The organism is Bordetella petrii, from assembly GCF_000067205.1.
Lineage (GTDB): Bacteria > Pseudomonadota > Gammaproteobacteria > Burkholderiales > Burkholderiaceae_B > Bordetella_A > Bordetella_A petrii.
This window is the reverse complement of record NC_010170.1, coordinates 587449-606626: the sequence shown is the minus strand read 5'-3', so window position 1 is coordinate 606626 and position 19178 is coordinate 587449. Positions and strand designations below refer to the sequence as shown.

The 19178-nt window shown below is 68.4% G+C and carries 14 protein-coding genes; 5 read left to right on the top strand and 9 right to left on the bottom strand.

The annotated features are described in order from the left end of the window. Positions 1-83: 83 nt before the first annotated feature. From BPET_RS02750 to BPET_RS02730, 5 genes are all read right to left on the bottom strand, one after another. Positions 84-788, bottom strand: coding sequence for an ABC transporter ATP-binding protein (locus BPET_RS02750; RefSeq protein ID WP_012247571.1), 705 nt, complete (start codon positions 786-788; stop codon positions 84-86). Next, positions 782-1576, bottom strand: coding sequence for an ABC transporter ATP-binding protein (locus tag BPET_RS02745; RefSeq protein ID WP_012247570.1), 795 nt, complete (start codon positions 1574-1576; stop codon positions 782-784). Before BPET_RS02745 ends, BPET_RS02750 begins: the two co-directional genes overlap by 7 nt. Positions 1577-1631: 55 nt before the next feature. Beyond that, positions 1632-2585 carry a branched-chain amino acid ABC transporter permease gene (locus BPET_RS02740; RefSeq protein ID WP_012247569.1) on the bottom strand — a complete coding sequence of 318 codons (954 nt, stop codon included), beginning with the start codon at positions 2583-2585 and terminating at the stop codon, positions 1632-1634. Positions 2586-2588: 3 nt separating this feature from the next. Beyond that, entirely contained in the window at positions 2589-3503 is a 915-nt protein-coding gene (locus BPET_RS02735; protein ID WP_012247568.1) for a branched-chain amino acid ABC transporter permease, read from the bottom strand. Positions 3504-3593: 90 nt separating this feature from the next. Then, entirely contained in the window at positions 3594-4757 is a 1164-nt protein-coding gene (locus BPET_RS02730; protein ID WP_012247567.1) for an ABC transporter substrate-binding protein, read from the bottom strand. Between the two features lie 198 nt (positions 4758-4955). On the opposite strand from BPET_RS02730, the gene BPET_RS02725 reads away from it, so the two are divergent. The 5 genes from BPET_RS02725 (at position 4956) to BPET_RS02705 (ending at position 10034) form a co-directional block, all read left to right on the top strand. Then, a complete protein-coding gene (locus BPET_RS02725; RefSeq protein WP_012247566.1) occupies positions 4956-5858 on the top strand; it encodes an alpha/beta hydrolase in 903 nt (300 codons plus the stop codon). A 7-nt stretch (positions 5859-5865) separates the two neighbouring features. Then, complete coding sequence (locus BPET_RS02720) at positions 5866-6354, top strand: MarR family winged helix-turn-helix transcriptional regulator (protein WP_012247565.1); 489 nt, start codon at positions 5866-5868, stop codon at positions 6352-6354. 607 nt (positions 6355-6961) lie between these two features. After that, positions 6962-8188, top strand: coding sequence for a bifunctional glutamate N-acetyltransferase/amino-acid acetyltransferase ArgJ (argJ, locus tag BPET_RS02715; protein WP_012247564.1), 1227 nt, complete (start codon positions 6962-6964; stop codon positions 8186-8188). Positions 8189-8212: 24 nt separating this feature from the next. Next, positions 8213-9079: an ATP-binding protein gene (locus BPET_RS02710; protein WP_012247563.1), complete on the top strand. Its 867-nt coding sequence runs from the start codon at positions 8213-8215 to the stop codon at positions 9077-9079. After that, positions 9072-10034: a Nudix family hydrolase gene (locus BPET_RS02705; protein WP_012247562.1), complete on the top strand. Its 963-nt coding sequence runs from the start codon at positions 9072-9074 to the stop codon at positions 10032-10034. The genes BPET_RS02710 and BPET_RS02705 overlap by 8 nt, the downstream gene beginning before the upstream one ends. An 85-nt stretch (positions 10035-10119) precedes the next feature. Here BPET_RS02705 and BPET_RS02700 read toward each other — a convergent pair whose 3' ends face one another. The 4 genes from BPET_RS02700 to BPET_RS02685 are packed head-to-tail and all read right to left on the bottom strand — an operon-like array spanning position 10120 to position 19062. After that, positions 10120-11616, bottom strand: coding sequence for an efflux transporter outer membrane subunit (locus BPET_RS02700; protein ID WP_012247561.1), 1497 nt, complete (start codon positions 11614-11616; stop codon positions 10120-10122). Further along, the gene (locus tag BPET_RS02695; RefSeq protein WP_012247560.1) at positions 11613-14729 is read right to left on the bottom strand and encodes a multidrug efflux RND transporter permease subunit; all 3117 of its coding nucleotides are present in this window, start codon (positions 14727-14729) and stop codon (positions 11613-11615) included. Before BPET_RS02695 ends, BPET_RS02700 begins: the two co-directional genes overlap by 4 nt. Beyond that, positions 14726-17815 carry an MdtB/MuxB family multidrug efflux RND transporter permease subunit gene (locus BPET_RS02690; protein WP_012247559.1) on the bottom strand — a complete coding sequence of 1030 codons (3090 nt, stop codon included), beginning with the start codon at positions 17813-17815 and terminating at the stop codon, positions 14726-14728. The genes BPET_RS02695 and BPET_RS02690 overlap by 4 nt, the downstream gene beginning before the upstream one ends. Next, a complete protein-coding gene (locus BPET_RS02685) occupies positions 17812-19062 on the bottom strand; it encodes an MdtA/MuxA family multidrug efflux RND transporter periplasmic adaptor subunit (RefSeq protein WP_012247558.1) in 1251 nt (416 codons plus the stop codon). Before BPET_RS02685 ends, BPET_RS02690 begins: the two co-directional genes overlap by 4 nt. Between the last annotated feature and the right edge of the window lie 116 nt (positions 19063-19178).

The window sequence follows — 19178 nt, the reverse complement described above, 5'->3', positions numbered from 1 at the left end:
GCGGCATCCGGCCCGCCGACGCGAATCCGGCGCCTGGCCGCGTTGCAGGCCTGGCCGGGATCGCCCCGGCACCGATATGCGGGCTATACCCCCAGGTAGCGTTCCCACAGCCCGCGATCGGCGTCCAGCGCGGCGGAATCGCCGCTCCAGACGGCCCGGCCGCGTTCGAGAATGACGTGGCGGTCGGCCAGGGCCAGCAGGCGTTCGACATATTTGTCGATGACCAGAATGGTCTGCCCCGCCGCGCGCAGCGTGGCCAGGCACGACCAGATTTCTTCGCGCACCAGGGGCGCCAGGCCTTCGGTGGCTTCGTCCAGCACCAGCAGCCGCGGATTGGTCACCAGCGCACGGCCAATGGCCAGCATCTGCTGCTCGCCGCCCGACAGCTGGTTGCCCAGATTGCGGGCGCGTTCGCCCAGCCGGGGAAACAGTTCCAGCACGCGCTCCACCGTCCAGGGCCGCGCAATGTCGGGATTGCGGGCGGCGGTGAAGGCCGTCAGGTGCTCGCGCACGGTCAGGTTGGGAAAGCACTGCCGCCCCTCGGGCACGATGGCCAGCCCGGCGCGCGCGATGCGGTCGGGCGTCCAGCCGCCGATGTCCTGCCCGGCAAAGCGGATGCCCCCCTCGCGCAGCGGCAACTGGCCGAACAGCGTGCGCAGCAGCGTGGTCTTGCCCATGCCGTTGCGGCCCAGCAGGCTTACCACCTGGCCGGCGCCGACTTCCAGGTCGACACCGAACAGCACCTGGCTGGCGCCATATCCACTATGCACGCCCTGCATGCTCAACATATCGCGGACTCCGTGGCGGCCTCGTCTTCACCCAGATAGGCGCGGCGCACCTCGGGGTTGGCGCGAATTTCGGCCGGCGTGCCGGTGGCGATAATGCGCCCGTACACCAGCACCGAGATGCGGTCGGCCAGGCGGAACACCGCCTGCATGTCGTGCTCGACCAGCAGCATGGCAGCCTGGCCGCGCAGCGATTCGATGAGGTCGGTCAGGCGCAGGGTTTCGTCCGGCCCCATGCCCGCCATGGGCTCATCCAGCAGCAGCACACTGGGCCGCGCCGCCAGCGCCAGGGCGAACTCCAGCTTGCGCTGCTCGCCGTGCGGCAAGGTGCCGGCCGGGCGGTCGAGCAAATCGGCGTCAATGGCGCATTGGCGCGCCAGGGCATGCGCCGTATCGTGCAGCGCGACGTCGGCCGCGCGCGGCTTCCAGTAGCGGAAGCTGCTGCCGGCGTGCGCCTGCGCCGCCAGCAGCAGGTTGTCGCGCACACTGAACGACTTGAAGATATTGGTGACCTGGTACGAGCGCGACAGCCCGGCCGCCACGCGCTGGTGGGCGTTCAGCCGGGTGATGTCGGCGCCGCCCAGCGCCAGCCTGCCCGCGTCGGCGGCCAGCGTGCCCGACAGCAAGTGAATCAGCGTGGACTTGCCCGCGCCGTTGGGGCCGATCAGGGCATGGATTTCGCCCGGCGCGAGCGTCAGCGAGACATGGTCGGTGGCCAGCAGCGCGCCGAAGCGGCGCACCAGCCCGTCGGCCTGCAAGGCCGGCGCGGCGGCGGTTGAATGCGCGGTCATGGGCGCACCTCCGCGTGCGTCATTCGGGTATGGGGCTGGAAGCGGCAAGGCTGGATCATGGCCGCCCCCCGCGCGCGGCGCCAGCGAACCAGGGGCCCGCCAGGCCGGCCACGCCGCGCGGCGCGCCAAACACGACGCACAGCAGCAGGATGCCCAGCGGCAGGTGCCAGTATTCGGTCCACATGCGCAGCACCTCTTCGAGCGCCAGCATCAGCATTGCGCCCGCCACCCCGCCATAGCGCAGGCCGATGCCGCCCACCAGCACCATGACCAGCAGGTTGGCCGATTGTGTCCAATGCATCAGGCTGGGCGAGATGAACAGGTTGTGGTTGGCCAGCAGCGCGCCCGCCAGCCCTGCCGCCGCGCCGCTGAGCACAAAGGCGGTCAGCTTCAGGCGGTAGACCGGGTAGCCCAGGGCCTCCATGCGCGACTCGTTTTCGCGGATGCCCTGCAGGGCCGCGCCGAAGCGCGAGTCGACCAGGCGGCCGAACAGCCACATCAGCAGCACGAACAGCGCCAGCACCAGGTAATAGAAGCTTGTGCCGTCGGCCAGGTCGATGCCCGGCAGCAGCGAATAGCCAGACAGGTTCAGGCCGTCTTCGCCGCCATACTGGCGCAGCGAAACAAACAGGTAATAGACCATCTGCGCGAAGGCCAGGGTGATCATGATGAAGTACACGCCACGCGTGCGCAGCGACACGGCGCCCACCAGCAGCGCCAGCAACGCCGCCACCACCGCCGCCGCGGGCCAGGCCAACAGCGCCGCATGGATGCCCGCCGCGTCCAGGATGCCCACCACGTAGGCGCCCGCGCCGAAGAAGGCGGCGTGCCCCAGCGCCACCATGCCGCCATAGCCCAGGATCAGATTCAGGCTGGTGGCCGCCAGGGCGTAGATCAGCATGCGGCGCGCCACCGATACATAGAAGTCCAGCCCGAGCGCCGCCGCGGCGTACGGAAACAGCGCCAGCGCCAGCACCAGCCCGAGGGTCCAGAAGGTGGATTTGCGCATCGTTCAGCCACGCGCCGGAAACAGCCCCGCCGGCCGGAACACCAGCACGCCGGCCATGAGCAGGTAAATGGAAATGGCAGCCAGGGTGGCGGCCAGGCTGGATGCCATGGCGGGCGGCAACACCTCGCGCAACAGCATGGGCAGGAAGGCCCGCCCCGCGGTGTCCACCATGCCCACCAGCAGCGCTCCCACGAAGGCGCCGCGGATCGACCCGATGCCGCCGATGACGATGCAGACCAGCACGAGGATCAGGATTTCCTCGCCCATGCCGATCTGCACGGCGGTAATGGGGCCCAGCAAGGCGCCGGCCACTGCCGCCAGCATAGCGCCCAGCGCGAACACGCCCAGGAACAGCAGCGGCACGCGCACGCCCATCAGGGTGGCCATCTGGCGGTTCGACGCGCCGGCGCGCACCAGCACGCCGGCACGCGTGCGGGTCACGAACCAGTACAGCCCCACCGCCGCCGCCAGGCCACAGGCGATGATCACCAGCCGGTACGCGGGATACATCAGGTCGGGCAACAGCCGCACCGGGCCGGACAACGCGGCCGGCAGGTTCAGCATGACCGGCGCCGGCCCCCAGATCATCTTGACGAGGTCGTTGGCGATAAGGATGATGGCGTAAGTGCCCAGCACTTGCGCCAGGTGGTCGCGCACCGCCAGCCGGCGCACCAGCACCAGTTCCAGCACGACGCCCACCAGGCCCGTGGCCAGCGCCGCCACCAGCACCGCGGCCACGAACGAGCCGGTGCGCTGCATGGTTTCGGCCGCCACGTAGGCGCCCGCCATATACAGCGAACCATGCGCCAGGTTCATGATGTCCATGATGCCGAACACCAGGGTCAACCCGGCTGCGATCAGGAACAGCATCAGTCCGAACTGCAGACCATTCAGCAATTGCTCGACGACCAGCGTCATCTAAGGCCCATTACACGCAAGAAAGGAAAATCCGCATAGCGACGTTGCCGCGGGCGCGCCCTTGCGGCGCCCCACGGCCGGGTAGCGGGGCTACAGCTTGCACTGCCCTACGTACACGTCTTGATAGCTGTCGAACACCTTGCCCACCAGCTTGTTGGTGATGCGGCCTTCGCCGTCTTTCTCGATGACGCGCAGGTAATAGGCCTGGATGGGGTAGTGGTTCTTGCCGTAGGTGAACTTGCCGCGCACCGAGGGGAAGTCGGCCTTGGCCAGCGCCTGCACAATGGCCTCGCGGTCGGAAGCCTTGCCGCCGGCCTGCTTGACCGCGGCGTCCATGGCCATGATCACGTCATAGGCCTGGGCAGCGTATACCGACGGGTAGCGCCCGCCATACTCTTTACGGAAGGCCTCGACAAACTGCTTGTTCTGCGGCACATCGAGGTCATGCGCCCATTGGGCGGTGTTGTACATGCCCAGCATGGGTTCGCCCACGGCCTGGATCACGTCTTCGTCGGCCGAGAAGCCCGGGCCGATGAGCTTGACGCTCTGCGCCAGGCCGGTGGACACGAACTGCTTCACGAAGTTGATGCCCATGCCGCCCGGCAGGAAGATGAACACGGCATCGGGCTTGGCGGCGCGGATCTGTGCCAGTTCGGCGGCATAGTCGATCTGCCCCAGTTTGGTGTAGACCTCTTCGGCGACGTCGGCCTTGTAGCCGCGCTTGAAACCGGTAAGCGCATCTTTGCCGGCCGGATAGTCGGGCGCCATGATCAGCACCTTTTTGAAGCCCCGGTCGGCCGCGACCTTGCCGGCAGCCTCGTGGAAGGCATCATTCTGGTACGACGTGCCGAACCAGTACTGGTTGCAGCGCTCGCCTGCGTACTGGCTGGGGCCGGGGTTATTCGACAGGTACGGCACCTTGGCGGCGAACAGCGCGGGCCCCACGGCCAGCGCCACGTTCGAGCCGATGGGGCCGGTGAAGAAGTCGATCTTGTCGCGCTGGATGTAGCGCGTGACCAGCTGCCGCGCCTGGTCGGGGTTGCCGCCCATGTCGGCCTGCATGAATTCGGCCTCCTGGCCGCCCAGCTTGCCGCCGAGCTGCTTGATGGCCAGGTTGAAGCCGTCGCGGGCTTCGGCGCCCAGCGCCGCGAACGGGCCCGATATATCATTGGCGATACCGACCTTGATGGGGTCGGCCGATGACAGGGCGGGCGCCAGGGCGGCGGCCACTACCAGGGAAGTCAGTAAACGCATCTTGGTGCTCCTTGCGCGTGCCGCGCGGGCGGCGTTTTTATGGAATATTGCGAATTCGGATGCTTCTGCCATCGGCTGCCCGGCATCGCCCGGACGATGCGGCAAGGGCTGGCGTGCCGCATAGTTTAGGTTTAAAGTATTCGGCAAGACAAGCCTAGGGTTTTTACCAGGGGCCTTCGCCCCGCGCCACGCCACACCATGCCCGCCCTATACCGCCAATACGACCGCGCCGCGCTGGACGTGCAATACAACGCGCGCGCCACCGTGCCCGACGTCCAGCCCATCCTGGCCCAATACACGGCGCAAAGCCAGGCCGCGCGGGCCGCGCTGCCGCACACTGCCAACGTGCCGTACGGCGACCATCCGGACGAACTGCTCGACATCTTTGCGCCGGCCTCGCAGGCGGCAACGCCCGCGGCCGGCGCGCCGGTGTTCGTGTTCATTCACGGCGGCTACTGGCGGCTGCTGTCCAAAGACGATTCCTGCTGCATGGCGCCTGCCTTCACGCAGGCCGGCGCGGTGGTGGTGGCGGTGAACTACTCGCTGGCGCCCGCCGTCACGCTGGACCGCATCGTCGACCAGAACCGCCGCGCGCTGGCATGGGTGTACCGGCATATCGCGCGCCACGGCGGCGACCCGGCCCGCATCCATGTCTGCGGCAGCTCGGCGGGCGGCCACCTGGTAGGCATGCTGCTGGCCGACGGCTGGCACGCGCAGTACGGGGTGCCGGCCGATGTGATCGCCGGCGCCGCGCCGCTGTCGGGCCTGTACGACCTGCGCCCGCTGGTGCACACGCATATCAACGAATGGATGCGCCTGAGCCCGGCCGACGCCGAACGCAACAGCCCGGCGCTGTTGCCCACCGGCGCGGCATGCCCGCTTCTGGCCAGCTACGGCGGCACGGAAACCGACGAGTTCAAGCGCCAGACCGACGACTACCTGCAGAGCTGGCGCGCGCGGGGCCGGCAGGCCCGCTACGTGCCCATGCCGCACGCCAATCATTTCGACATCGTGCTCACGCTGAACGATCCCGCCAGCCCGCTGACGCGCGCCATCTTCGACCAAATGGGCCTGCCCGCCAGCGGCCGCCCTATTCGCTGAAGCCGCCATGATCGACGCTCCCGACCTCGAAACGCGCGCCGCGCCCGACGACCACCACGCGCTGCGTCTGTGGCTGCGCATGCTGACCTGCTGCAATCTGATCGAATCCGAAATCCGCGGCCGCCTGCGCACGGAATTCGACACCACCCTGCCCCGCTTCGACCTGATGGCGCAACTGCAGCGCGCGCCGAAGGGCATGAAAATGGGCGAGCTGTCGCGCCGCATGATGGTCACCAACGGCAACATCACGGGCATTACCGACCAGCTCGAAAAAGAAGGCCTGGTGATGCGCACCAAGATGGAGACCGACCGGCGCAGTTCGGTGCTGAAGCTGACCCCGCAGGGGCGGCGCGTGTTCAACCGCATGGCGCGCGCGCACGAGAGCTGGGTCAAGGCAATGTTCAACGACCTGCCCGAGGCGGGGCGCGATGCCCTGTACCAGGCGCTGGGGGAATTGAAATTGCAGGTCGTGGCGGCGCGCAGGCACGGGCGCTGACAAGTCTCGCTGACGAGTCTATGAGTTGCTGACTGGCGGCTGGGCTGGGCTGGGTGGCTTTGCGCAGAGCTTAGGTTCTTGCGCCGTCCCGTGGCGTTCGGGCTGGCGGGGCGGCGCCCGTGCGTCGGGCTTGGGCGCATCCGGGCGCCCTCGGCCTGCTGCGCAGGCTGCCCCGCCGCCCAACGCGCCGCCCCGCCAGCCCGAACGCCACGGGACTGAGGGTGAATGAAATCGGAACGCTGTGGACTCCCCGGGGGCGAGGAGGTCGGTGTGGGCGTCAGTTTTATTCCAAGCGCCGCCGGTAACGCGCGAGCGGCATGGCCTCGGACCGTGTGCCTCATATTGCGGAACACATAAGCCTTGGCGTGGCGGGCCTGGGGCCGGGCGAGTTGACCGGCGGGGTAGCCTGCGCAGCAGGCCGAGGGCGCCTGGATGGCCCGAGCCCGGCGGGCGTCGCCCGGCCCCAGGCCCGCCACGCCAAGGCGGCAGAAGAACCCAAACAAGAACCGCCACAACCCCGCCCCGGGCCACCCCCCCATGGCAGTGGGATAATACGCACTTTCCCCGCCCCCAATGGCGCCCCCCGCCCAGCCACAGAGACGAAGTCATGGCCGTTAACCTGCAGATCCCCTCCGAGTCCGAAATTTTCCCCGTCGCCGGCGTTGAAATCGGTGTTACCGAAGCCGGAATCCGCAAAGCGAACCGACGCGATCTCACGGTATTCCAGCTGGCCCCCGGCACCAACGTTGCCGGCGTCTTCACCCGTAACCGTTTCCGCGCCGCTCCCGTGCAGGTGTGCGAAGCCCACCTGGCCGCCGGTGGTCCGATTCGCGCGCTCGTCATCAATACCGGCAACGCCAACGCCGGCACCGGCGCCGAAGGCCTGCAGAAAGCCCAGGATACCTGTGTCGCCCTCGGCAAGCTGATGGGCGTGCCGGCGCAGCAAGTGCTGCCGTTTTCCACCGGCGTCATCCTCGAGCCCCTGCCGCTCGACCGCCTGACCGCCGCCCTGCCCGCCGCCCTGGCCGGATTGGGCGCCGACCAGTGGTTCAACGCCGCGCACGGCATCATGACCACCGACACGCTGCCCAAGATCCACTCGCGGCGCGTGCAGATCGGCGGCAAAACCGTCACCTTCACCGGCATCAGCAAGGGCGCCGGCATGATCCGCCCCAACATGGCCACCATGCTGAGCTTCCTGGCCACCGACGCCGGCATCGCCCAACCGCTGCTGCGCAAGCTGGCGCTGGAAATCGCCAACCGCTCGTTCAACCGCATCACCGTTGACGGCGACACCTCCACCAACGACTCGTTCATCATCGCGGCCACCGGCCAGTCGGGCATCGACATCGCCACGGAATCCGACCCGCACTACGCCGCCGTGCGCGATGCGCTGGCCGCCGCCGCCCTGGACCTGGCCACCAAGATCGTGCGCGACGCCGAAGGCGCCACCAAGTTCATCACCATCCGCGTCGAAGACGCCCTGACCACCGAAGAGGCCCTCAAAGTGGCGTATTCGGTGGCGCACTCGCCGCTGGTCAAGACCGCGTTCTTCGCGTCCGACCCCAACCTGGGCCGCATCCTGGCCGCCATAGGCTATGCCGGCATCGACGACCTCGACGTCTCCAAGCTGCGCCTGTGGCTCGACGACGTGCTGGTGGCGTGCGACGGCGGCCGCAATCCCGACTACCAGGAGGCCGACGGCCAGCGCGTGATGAAGCAGCCCGAGATCGGCGTGCGCATCGCGCTGGCGCGCGGCCAGGCCAACGAAACCGTCTACACCTGCGACTTCTCGCACGACTACGTCAGCATCAACGCCGACTATCGTTCCTGAACCCACCGCACCCCGGAAACCGACGTGACTTCCTCCGACTTCTCTGTCCTGATCGAACGCGCCGAACGCGTGCTGGCCCAACTGGAAGCCTGGCTGCCGGCCGCGCCTCCGGAAATCGACTGGTCCGCCCACGCCTACCGCTGGCGCAAGCGCGGCGCGCGCGGCTGGCTGGACGCCGTACGCCACGTAGCGCGCATCGACCTGGCCGACCTGCAGCACATCGAGCGCCAGAAAGGCATCATCGACCGCAACACGCTGCAGTTCCTGCAGAAAAAGCCCGCCAACAACGTGCTGATGACCGGCGCGCGCGGCACCGGCAAAAGCTCGCTGGTCAAGGCCATGCTGGCCGCCTACGGCGACCGCGGGCTGCGGCTGATCGAGGTCGACAAATCCGATCTGGGCGACCTGCCCGACATCGTCGAACTGGTGGCCGCGCGGCCGGAACGCTACATCGTGTTCTGCGACGACCTGTCGTTCGAAGAAGGCGAGGCCGGCTACAAGGCACTGAAATCCGTGCTCGACGGCTCGGTGTCGGCCTCGGGCGACAACGTGCTCATCTACGCAACCTCGAACCGGCGCCACCTGATGCCGGAATACATGAGCGAGAACCTGCAGGCCAGACACCAGCCCGACGGCGAGATCCACCCCGGCGAAACGGTCGAGGAAAAAATCTCGCTGTCCGAGCGGTTCGGTTTGTGGCTGTCGTTCCATCCGTTCAAGCAGGACGACTACCTCGACATCGTGCACCATTGGCTGCGCGAGCTCGACTGCCCGGCCGAGCAAATCGAAGCCTGCCGCGCCGAAGCCCTGCAATGGGCGCTGGAGCGCGGCTCGCGCTCGGGCCGCGTGGCCTACCAGTTCGCGCGCGACTGGGCGGCGCGCCATGTCTGAGCGTATTGTCGACGTCGCCGCCGGCCTGATCCTGCGCCCCGATGGCCAGCTATTGCTGGGGCAGCGCCCCGAAGGCAAACCCTGGGCGGGCTGGTGGGAACTGCCGGGCGGCAAGCTGGAACCCGGCGAAACCGTGCTGCAGGCCCTGGCGCGCGAACTGGGCGAAGAACTCGGCATCGAAGTCACCCAGGCGGTGCCCTGGGTTACCTATGTGCACGTCTACCCGCACACCACCGTCCGGCTGGCTTTCTGCCAGGTCACCGGCTGGCAAGGCGAACCACGCGGGCTGGAGAACCAGCAGTTGCAATGGGTGGACCCGGCCCGTGCCGGCGAGGTGGGCGACCTGCTGCCGGCCACCCTGCCCCCGCTGCGCTGGCTGCAGTTGCCCGACACTTACGGCATATCGGCCATTGGCGGGCGCGCCGGCCTGCCAGACTTCCTTGAACGCCTCGAGCGCGCGCTGGCGCGGGGCCTGAAACTGGTGCAATTGCGCGAGCCTGGCTGGCCCGACGGCCCGGGGGCCACGTCGCTGCGTGACGCCTTGCAGGCCGTGCTGAAGCTCTGCCACGCCGCCGGCGCGCGCGTGCTGGTCAATAGCGCCCATCCGGCCAGCTGGTGGCGCCAGGCCGACGGCGTCCACCTGCGCTGGGCCGACGCGGCGCTGCTGCAGGCGCGCCCGGAACTGCCGGCGGATGCGCTGGTGGGCGTGTCCACGCACGACCATGCCCAGGTTGTGCATGCGCGCGAGCTGGGCGCCGATTTCGCGGTGCTGGGGCCGGTGGCTGAAACGCCGTCGCACCCGGACACGGCAGGCATCGGCTGGCAGGGCTTCGTGGCGGGCACGCGCGACGCGGGGCTGCCGGTGCTGGCGCTGGGCGGCCAGTCCGCCGACACACTGGCCGAGGCCCGCCAGCACGGCGCGCATGGCATCGCCGGTATTCGCGCCCTGATCTGAGCCCGCTCCAGCCCTTCAGATCCGGGCCTCCAGGAAGCGCCCCCGGCCCTTTCCGCGCCGTTACCGGGCGGGCCGCCGTGGGGAATCAGGAGCCCGAGGAATCGTCGGCGCCGGCATCGTCGCCGGCCCCGGCCTGCTCCGCATCCAGTCCCTCCCAGCCGCCGCCCAGCGCGGCAATCAACTGCACGCTGGCCGCCAGACGATTGCCCACCAGGGTGATCGCGTTGCGCTCGCTGGTCAGCGCGCTGGTTTCCAGCACCGCCACGTCGAGATAACCGATCAGCCCCGCCTGGTACTGGTTGCGCGCCAGGCGCAGCGACTCGCGCGTGGCGTCCAGCGCGCGCCGCTGCACCACCTGCTCTTGCTCCAGCACGCGCAGCTGGATCAGGTAGTCTTCAACCTCGCGCAGCGCGCCCAGCACGGTCTGCCGGTACAGCGCAGCCTGGGCATCGTAGGCAGCGCGCGCCTGGTCCAGCTGCGCCTGGCGCGCGCCGCCGTCGAACAGCGTCAGCGCCAATGCGGGGCCCAGCGACCAGAACCGCGCCGGCGCGGTCAACCATTGCGCGAACTCGCCGCTGCGAAAACCGCCGTTGGCGCTCAGCACCAGGTCGGGAAACCAGGCCGCCTGCGCCACGCCGATCTGCGCGTTGGCCGCCGCCGCGCGGCGTTCGGCCGACGCCACGTCGGGACGGCGTTCAAGCAGCTCGGACGGCACGCCGGCAGGAATCTGCGGGACGGCCTGGGCGAAGGGCTGCGGGGGCAGCGCGAAACGCGACGGCGCCAACCCCACCAGCACCGCGATGGCGTGCTCGAACTGGCCGCGCTGCCATTCCAGGTCGACCAGCTGGGCGCGGGCGCTTTCCAGCTGGGCCAGCGCCACCGACACATCGCCGCGGCCTGCCACGCCGGCCTGGTAGCGGTTCTGCGTCAGTTGCAACGACCGCTCGTAGGCCTGCACCGTGGACTCCAGCAGGCGCTTCTGCTCGTCGAGTATGCGCAGCTGGAAATAGTCTTGCGCCAGCGCCGACTGCGCGCTGAGGCGCGCATTGGCCAGGTCGCCCAGGCTGGCCTGGGCTTCGGCGCGGCTGGCCTCGACATCGCGGCGCACGCGGCCCCACAGGTCGAGTTCCCAGCTGGCCGTGCCGCCCAGGCTGTACTGATTGCTGACGCCCGCGCCCGACGCGCTGCTGCCGCCGCCCGCGCGCGTGACGCCGGCATCGGCGCCCACCGTGGGAAAGAACCCGGCGCGAGCCCCCTGCACCAGCGCCTGCGCCTGGCGATAATTGGCCTCGGCCTGGGCAATGCTCAGGTTGGCGGCGTTCAGCTGCGCCATCAGGCCGTCGAGCGTGGCGTCGCCGTACACCCGCCACCAGGCGCCGCGTTCGGCCGCGTCGCGCGGCTGCGCGGGCTTCCAGCCCTCGGCCTGCGCTTCTTTGTACGCGTCGCCCAGGTCGATCGCGGGCCGCTGGTAGTCGGGGCCCACCGCGCAGGCCGACAGCAGCGCGCAGCACAGCACGGCAGCCGCCCCGCGCGACGCGCGCGCGGCTGGGAAAAAGAAGAGCGATGAGGATGCGCGGCTCATGGGCGTTCTACATCAGGTTGCGGATCGGCCGCGCCGTGCGCGCCGCGGCGGCGCCGCGCCCACAGGCGGAAGCGATCCAGGTACAAGTACACGACCGGCGTGGTGTACAGCGTAAGAATCTGGCTGAGGATCAGGCCGCCGACGATGGTAACGCCCAGGGGCTGGCGCATCTCGACGCCGGCGCCGGTGGCCAGCACCAGGGGCAGCGCGCCGAAAATGGCCGCCAGCGTGGTCATCATGATGGGACGGAACCGCGTCAGGCAGGCCTCGAAGATGGCGTCGCGCGGCGACAGGCCGCGCCGCCGCTCGGCGTCGAGCGCGAAGTCGACCATCATGATGGCATTCTTCTTCACGATGCCGATCAGCAGGAACACGCCGATCAGGGCAATGATGGTGAACTCGCTGCCCACCAGCATCAGCGCCAGCAGCGCGCCGATGCCCGCCGACGGCAGGGTCGACAGAATCGTGAGCGGATGCACCAGGTTTTCATACAGGATGCCCAGCACGATATACATGGTGACCAGCGCGCCCAGAATCAGCCAGGGCTGCTGGCTTTGCACCTCTTGCTGGGCCGCCGCCGTGCCCAGGAAGCCAGCCTGAATCTGGTCGGACGGCAGCCCGATGCGCGCCACGGCGGCATCTATGGCGCGGATGGCCTGGTCCAGCGACACGCCCGGCGCCAGGTTGAACGAAATTTCGTCGGCCGCGAGCAGGCCGTTGTGCCGCACGCTGAGCGGCGCGTTGCCCGACTCGAAATGCGCGAAGGCCGCCAGCGGCACGCGCCGGCCGTCCTGGGTAATGACGTGCACCTGCTTGAGCGACTCGGCGTCCTGGGCAAAACGCTGGACGACCCCCATGACGACGTGGTATTGGTTCAAGGGGCCATACATGACGGACACTTGCCGCTGGCTGAACGAATTGTTCAGCACCGCGGAAATGTCAGACATGCTGATGCCCAGGCGCGTCGCGGCCTCGCGGTCGATCACCAGCTCGACCTGGCGGCCCTTGTCTTCGACGCTGGTGTCCACATCGGTAAGCTCGGGCAGCGCCGCCATGGCCTGCTGCACCTTGGGCATCCAGGTGCGCAGCAGCGACAGTTCGCCGGCCAGCAGGGTGTAGTCGTACGAACCGCTGCCCTGCCCGCCGCCCAGGAAAATGTCTTGCTGCGGCACCAGGAAAACGCGCGCGCCCGGGGTGTTCTGCAAGCGCCCGCGCAGCCGGTTGACCACATCGTTGGCGCTGGCCTTGCGTTCGGCCTGGGGCTTGAGCTGGATCGACATGAAGCTGCTGTTGCTGCCGCCGCGCCCGCCTGCGTGCACGGTAATGCTGGCTACCGCCGGGTCGGACAGGATTACCTTGCGGAAGTATTCCAGCTTGGGCACCGTGGCCTGGAACGAAGTGCCCTGGTCGACCCGGAAGAACCCCAGCAACTGGCCGGTGTCCTGCTGCGGAAAAAACCCCTTGGGCACGACCGCGTACAGGTACACGTTCAGGCCGATGGCCGCGGCCAGCAGCAGCAGCATGATGCGCCCATGCGCCAGCGCCCATGACAGGCTGCGTCGGTAGCGCGCCAGCACTGCGTCGAAACCGCGCCCGATGGCCCGCGACAGCCGGCCCGGCGCGCGCCCGTGGTCCTGGGTGCGCAGCAGGCGCGCGCACATCATTGGGGTGAGCGTCAGCGACACGACCAGCGACACCATGATGGCGGCCGACAGCGTCACGGCGAACTCGCGGAACAGCCGCCCCACAACGCCGCCCATCAGCAAGATGGGAATGAACACCGCCACCAGCGACAGGCTCATCGACAGCACGGTGAAGCCCACCTCGCGCGAGCCGCGCAGCGCGGCCCGCATGGGCGAGGCGCCCTGCTCGATGTGGCGCATGATGTTCTCCAGCACCACGATGGCGTCGTCGACCACGAACCCCGTGGCCACGATCAGCGCCATCAGCGAGATCGTGTTCAGGGTGTAGCCGCACAAGTACATGATGCAGAAGGTGCCCACCAGCGATACCGGCACCGCCACGCTGGGAATCAGCGCCGCGCGCCAGTGCCGCAGGAACAGCAGCACCACCAGCATTACCAGCGCCACGGCCACCACCAGCGTCAGCTCGGCCTCGTGCAGCGAGGCGCGGATGCTGGGCGTGCGGTCCTGCGCAACGGTCATGTCCACGTCGCCCGGCAGCAGCGCCGCCAGTTGCGGCAACTGCGCGCGTATGGCTTCGACAGTTTCGATGATGTTGGCGTCGGCCTGGCGGCGCAGGATCAGCAAAATGGCCTGGCGGTTGTTGTAGAAACCGGTCTGGAACAGGTCTTCGACGGAATCCTCGACCGTGGCCACGTCCGACAGCCGCACGGCCGCGCCGTCGCGCCACGCCACGACCAGCGGCCGGTACTGTTCGGCGCGCTCGAGCTGGTCGCTGGCCATGATCTGCCAGTGGTAGCGGTCGTTCTCGACAACGCCCTTGGGCCGGTTGGCGTTGGCCTCGGTCAGGGTGGCGCGCACTTCGTCGAGCGATACCCCGCGGCTGGACAGCGCGCCCGGAATAAGGTTTACCCGCACCGCCGGCAGCGAGCTGCCGCCGACCGTGACCTCGCCCACGCCGTTCACCTGCGCCAGTTTCTGCGCCACGATGGTCGAGGCCAGGTCGTACAGCCGGCCCTGGCTGAGCGTGTCGGAGGTCAGCGCCAGCACCATGATGGGCGCCGACGACGGATTGACCTTGTGATACGTGGGATTGCTGCGCAGCCCGGTAGGCAGCAGCGAGCGCGCCGCGTTGATGGCCGCCTGCACGTCGCGCGCCGCGCCGTCGATGTCGCGGCTGAGATCGAACTGCAGCGTGATGCGGGTTGAACCCTGCGAGTTGCGCGAGGTCATTTCGGTAACACCCGCAATGCTGCCCAGCGAACGCTCCAGCGGCGTGGCCACGCTGGACGCCATGGTCTCGGGGCTGGCGCCGGGCAGGTTGGCGGTGACCGAAATAATAGGCAGGTCTACCTCGGGCAGCGGCGCCACCGGCAGCAGGCGGAACGACAGCACTCCCGCCAGCACCAGCCCCAGGCACAGCAGTACCGTGGCGACCGGGCGGACGATGAAGGGCGCCGACAGGATCATGGCTGCTCCGCCACGGGCCGCGCGCGGCCGCGCCGCGCCAGGCGGTCGAACATCAGGTAGATGACCGGCGTGGTGAACAGCGTGAGCACCTGGCTGAGCAACAGGCCGCCCACCATGACCAGGCCCAGCGGCTGGCGCAGTTCGGCGCCGGTGCCGGTGGACAGCATCAGGGGCAGCGCGCCGAACAGCGCCGCCAGCGTGGTCATCAAGATGGGCCGAAAGCGCAGCAGCGCGGCTTCATGAATGGCGGCGCGCGGCGCCAGCCCTCGCTTGCGCTCGGCTTCGAGGGCGAAGTCGATCATCATGATGGCGTTCTTCTTGACGATGCCGATCAGCAAGATGATGCCGATGATGCCGATCATGTCGAGTTCGGTGCCGCTGATCATCAGCGCCAGCAGCGCGCCCACCGCCGCCGACGGCAGGGTGGACAGAATGGTGACGGGGTGGATGTAGCTTTCGTACAGCACGCCCAGCACGATGTACATGGTGATCACTGCCGCCAGAATCAGCCACAGCGTGCTCGACAGGGAATTCTGGAACGCCAGCGCGGCGCCCTGGTAGCGGGTTTCGATGCTGGCCGGCATGCCGATGCCGGCCTCGGCCTCGGCGATGGCATCGACCGCCGCCGACAGCGAGGCGCCCGGCGCCAGGTTGAACGACACCGTGGTCATGGGGAACTGGTCGAGCCGGTTGATGGCCAGCATGGTGCGGCCCTGCGAGATATGCGCCACGGCCGACAGCGGCACCAGCGTCCCCGATTCGGTGGCCAGGTGAATCTGGCCCAGCGCCTCGGGCGACTGGCGGAATTGCGGCAGCACTTCCAGCACCACGCGGTACTGGTTCGACTGGGTGAAAATGGTGGAAATAAGCCGTTGGCCAAAGGCGTTGTACAGGGCCTCGTCGATGGCCGAGGTGGAAATGCCCAGGCGCGCGGCGGCGTCGCGGTCGATGTCCACCCACGTTTGCAGGCCGTCGTCCTGCAGGTCGTGGGCCACGTCGGTAAGCTCGGGCAGTTGCGACAGGCGCTCGACCAGCTTCGGCGCCCACTCGGCCAGCACGGCGATGTCGGGGTTGGACAAGGTCATCTGGTACTGCGTGCGGCTGACGCGGTCTTCGATGGTGAGATCCTGTACCGGCTGCATGTACACCTTCAGGCCCTGCTGGGCGTCCAGCGCCTGCTGCAGGCGCCGCGTGACCTCGGCCAGGTCGCCGTCGCGCTCGCCGTGCGGCTTCAGGGCGATCTGCATGCGGCCGGTGTTCAAGGTGGCATTGGTGCCGTCCACGCCAATGAACGACGACACCGATTCAACGTCGGGGTCTTGCAGCACGATGCGCGCGGCTTCCTGCTGGCGCTGCGCCATGGCCGGGAACGACACCGAGGCCGGGGCCTGGGTAATGGCCTGGATCATGCCGGTGTCCTGCTGCGGGAAAAAGCCCTTGGGAATGGCGATATACAGCAGCGCCGTCAGCACGAAGGTGCCCAGCGCCACCAGCAGGGTCAGCCGCTGGTGCGCCAGCACCCACTGCAGCATGCGGTCGTAGTGGGCAATGGTGCGGTCGATGAAGGCGCCCGTGGCCTGGTGGAAACGCCCGTGGCGCTGCTCGGATTCGGGCCGCAGCAGGCGCGCGCACATCATGGGCGTGAGCGTCAGCGACACGACCAGCGAAATCAAGATGGCCACGGCCAGCGTAATGGCGAACTCGCGGAACAGCCGCCCCACCACTTCGGTCATGAAGAGCAGTGGAATCAGCACGGCGATGAGCGAGAAAGTAAGCGAGATCAGTGTGAAACCGATCTGCGCCGCCCCCTTGAGCGCGGCCTGCATGGGAGTTTCGCCCTGTTCGAGGTGGCGCGCGATGTTTTCGATCATGACGATGGCGTCGTCCACCACGAAACCGGTGGCGATGGTCAGCGCCATGAGCGTCAGGTTGTTGATGCTGAAGCCCGCCAGGTACATGATGCCGAAGGTGCCCACCAGCGACAGCGGCACCACCACGCTGGGAATGAACGTGGCGGTGAGGCTGCGCAGGAACAGGAAGGTCACCATGACCACCAGGGCCACCGCCAGCATCATCTCGAATTGCACGTCGGACACCGAGGCGCGAATGGTCTGCGTGCGGTCGGACACAATGCTGACGTCCAGCGTGGCAGGCAGCGCCGCTTGCGCCTGCGGCAGCATGGCCCGTATGCGGTCGACCACGTCGATGACGTTGGCGCCGGGCTGGCGCTGCACGTTCAGCAAGATGGCGGGCTGGCCGCCGGCCCAGGCCGCCTGCCGCACGTCTTCGGCGCCCTGCACGGCGGTGGCCACATCGGACAGGCGCAGCGGCGCGTTGTTGCGATAGGCGATGATGAGGTCGTTGTAGTCGGTGGGCGACTTGAGCTGGTCGTTGGCGTCAATGGTGGTCGAGCGCTCGGGGCCGTCGAGGTTGCCCTTGGGCTGGTTGACGTTGGCGCCCACCACCGCGGTGCGCAGATCGGCCAGCGACATGCCGGCCGCCGCCAGCGCGCGCGGGTTCACCTGGATGCGCACGGCCGGCCGCTGGCCGCCCGCCACGCCCACCAGTCCCACGCCCGGCACCTGCGAAAGCTTCTGCGCCATGCGGGTGTCGACCAGGTCGCGCACTTGCGGCAGCGGCATGGTGGGCGAACTGATGGCCAGCGTCAGCACCGGCGCGTCGGCGGGGTTGACCTTGTTGTAGATGGGCGGCACCGGCAGGTCGCTGGGCAGCAGGTTCGAGGCGGCATTGATGGCGGCCTGCACTTCCTGCTCGGCCACGTCCAGCGACAAATCGAGGCTGAACTGCAGCGTGATCACCGAGGCGCCGCCCGAACTGGTGGACGACATCTGGTTCAACCCCGGCATCTGTCCGAACTGGCGCTCAAGCGGCGAGGTGACCAGCGAGGTCATGACGTCGGGGCTCGCGCCCGGATACAGCGTCACCACCTGGATGGTGGGATAGTCGACTTCGGGCAGCGCCGACACCGGCAGCAGGCGGTAGGCGATGAACCCGGCGATCAGGATCGCCACCATCGACAGCGTGGTGGCGACCGGCCGCAGGATGAACAGGCGTGACGGGCTCACGGCGCCTTCGGTGCAGATTGGCCGGCGCCCAGCGCTTGGCCGGGCGTTGCCGGAATCGCGGCATCGCCAGTGACGACGTTCACCTTGGCGCCGGTGCGCAGGCGGTCGGTGCCTTCGACCACCACACGGTCGCCGGGCGCGAGGCCTTCATTTACGGCGACACGGTCGCCGTTGATGGCGCCCAGCTTTACCTGCCGCACTTCCACGGTGCTGTCCTGGCGCAGCAGGAACACGAAAGCGCCGGCCGACCCTTGCTGCACGGCCGCGGTGGGAATGACGGTGGTGTCGGGGCGCGTCTGCACCAGCAGGTGCACGTTGACGAACTGGTTGGGAAACAGCATTTCGTCGGCGTTGTCGAAGCGCGCCTTGAGTTTCACGGTGCCGGTGGCCACGTCGATCTGGTTGTCGATGGTTTCGAGCTGGCCGCTCGCAATGGCCTGGGTGTCGGCGCGGTCGTAGGCCTGCACGGTGAGGGTGCGGCCGGCGCGCACCTGTTCCAGCACTTCGGGCAGCTGGGTTTCGGGCAGCGAGAACACCACCGCGATGGGCTGGGTTTGCGTAATGACCACCAGGCCGTCGGTGTCGCCGGCGGACACCAGGTTGCCCGGGTCGACCCTGCGCAAGCCCAGCCGCCCGTTGATAGGCGCCGTAATGCGCGTGTAGCTCAGCTGCAGCTTGGCATTGTCGACCGCGGCCTGGTCGATTTTCTGCGTGCCTTCATATTGGCGCACCAACGCCGCCTGGGTATCGAGCTGCTGGCGTGCGATGGAATCCTGCTTGAACAGCGTCTGGTAGCGTTGCAGGTCGCGCCGCGCGTTGGCCAGCAAGGCCTGGTTCTGCTGTTGTTGGCCCTGTGCCTGCGCCAGCGCCACTTCGAACGGGCGCGGATCGATCTGCGCCAGCAGGTCGCCGGCCTTGACGCGCTGGCCTTCGGCGAACGCCACCCGCACCAGCTCGCCGTCGACCCGGCTGCGCACCGTGACGGTGTTGTAGGCCGTGACGGTGCCCAGGGCGCGCAGCACGATGTTGATGTCCTGGGTGCCGGCCTCGGCCACCCGCACGGGCACCGGCATGTTCATCGTGGCCGCCCCGCCGAAGCCCCGGCCGCCGCGAGTGGCGGCCTGCTGCGAACCGCCGGGTTTGAACAGCAGCCATGCCGCCACCGCGGCGGCCAGCAACAACAGAACGATGGCGGCCAGGCGGCGTTTGCGGCGTGGTGTCGGCGTAGCGGATTGGCGTTCGGGCATGGAATATGGGACGCGGACAGCGGGAGCCGCTATTGTCCCCCAACTGCGTCCGTTTACGGCGGCGGACGCCCGGCCCTGAAATACACCGCAACAGGAATCAGGCGGAAACCGCCCGG

Excerpts from the sequence above, each read along its gene's own strand:
- BPET_RS02750 (WP_012247571.1), bottom strand. The coding sequence starts at position 788 with ATGTTGAGCATGCAGGGCGTGCATAGTGGATATGGCGCCAGCCAGGTG.
- BPET_RS02695 (WP_012247560.1), bottom strand. The coding sequence starts at position 14,729 with ATGATCCTGTCGGCGCCCTTCATCGTCCGCCCGGTCGCCACGGTACTG.
- BPET_RS02700 (WP_012247561.1), bottom strand. The coding sequence starts at position 11,616 with ATGAGCCGCGCATCCTCATCGCTCTTCTTTTTCCCAGCCGCGCGCGCG.
- argJ (WP_012247564.1), top strand. The coding sequence starts at position 6,962 with ATGGCCGTTAACCTGCAGATCCCCTCCGAGTCCGAAATTTTCCCCGTC.
- BPET_RS02735 (WP_012247568.1), bottom strand. The coding sequence starts at position 3,503 with ATGACGCTGGTCGTCGAGCAATTGCTGAATGGTCTGCAGTTCGGACTG.
- BPET_RS02705 (WP_012247562.1), top strand. The coding sequence starts at position 9,072 with ATGTCTGAGCGTATTGTCGACGTCGCCGCCGGCCTGATCCTGCGCCCC.
- BPET_RS02740 (WP_012247569.1), bottom strand. The coding sequence starts at position 2,585 with ATGCGCAAATCCACCTTCTGGACCCTCGGGCTGGTGCTGGCGCTGGCG.
- BPET_RS02685 (WP_012247558.1), bottom strand. The coding sequence starts at position 19,062 with ATGCCCGAACGCCAATCCGCTACGCCGACACCACGCCGCAAACGCCGC.
- BPET_RS02720 (WP_012247565.1), top strand. The coding sequence starts at position 5,866 with ATGATCGACGCTCCCGACCTCGAAACGCGCGCCGCGCCCGACGACCAC.
- BPET_RS02730 (WP_012247567.1), bottom strand. The coding sequence starts at position 4,757 with ATGCGTTTACTGACTTCCCTGGTAGTGGCCGCCGCCCTGGCGCCCGCC.
- BPET_RS02725 (WP_012247566.1), top strand. The coding sequence starts at position 4,956 with ATGCCCGCCCTATACCGCCAATACGACCGCGCCGCGCTGGACGTGCAA.
- BPET_RS02745 (WP_012247570.1), bottom strand. The coding sequence starts at position 1,576 with ATGACCGCGCATTCAACCGCCGCCGCGCCGGCCTTGCAGGCCGACGGG.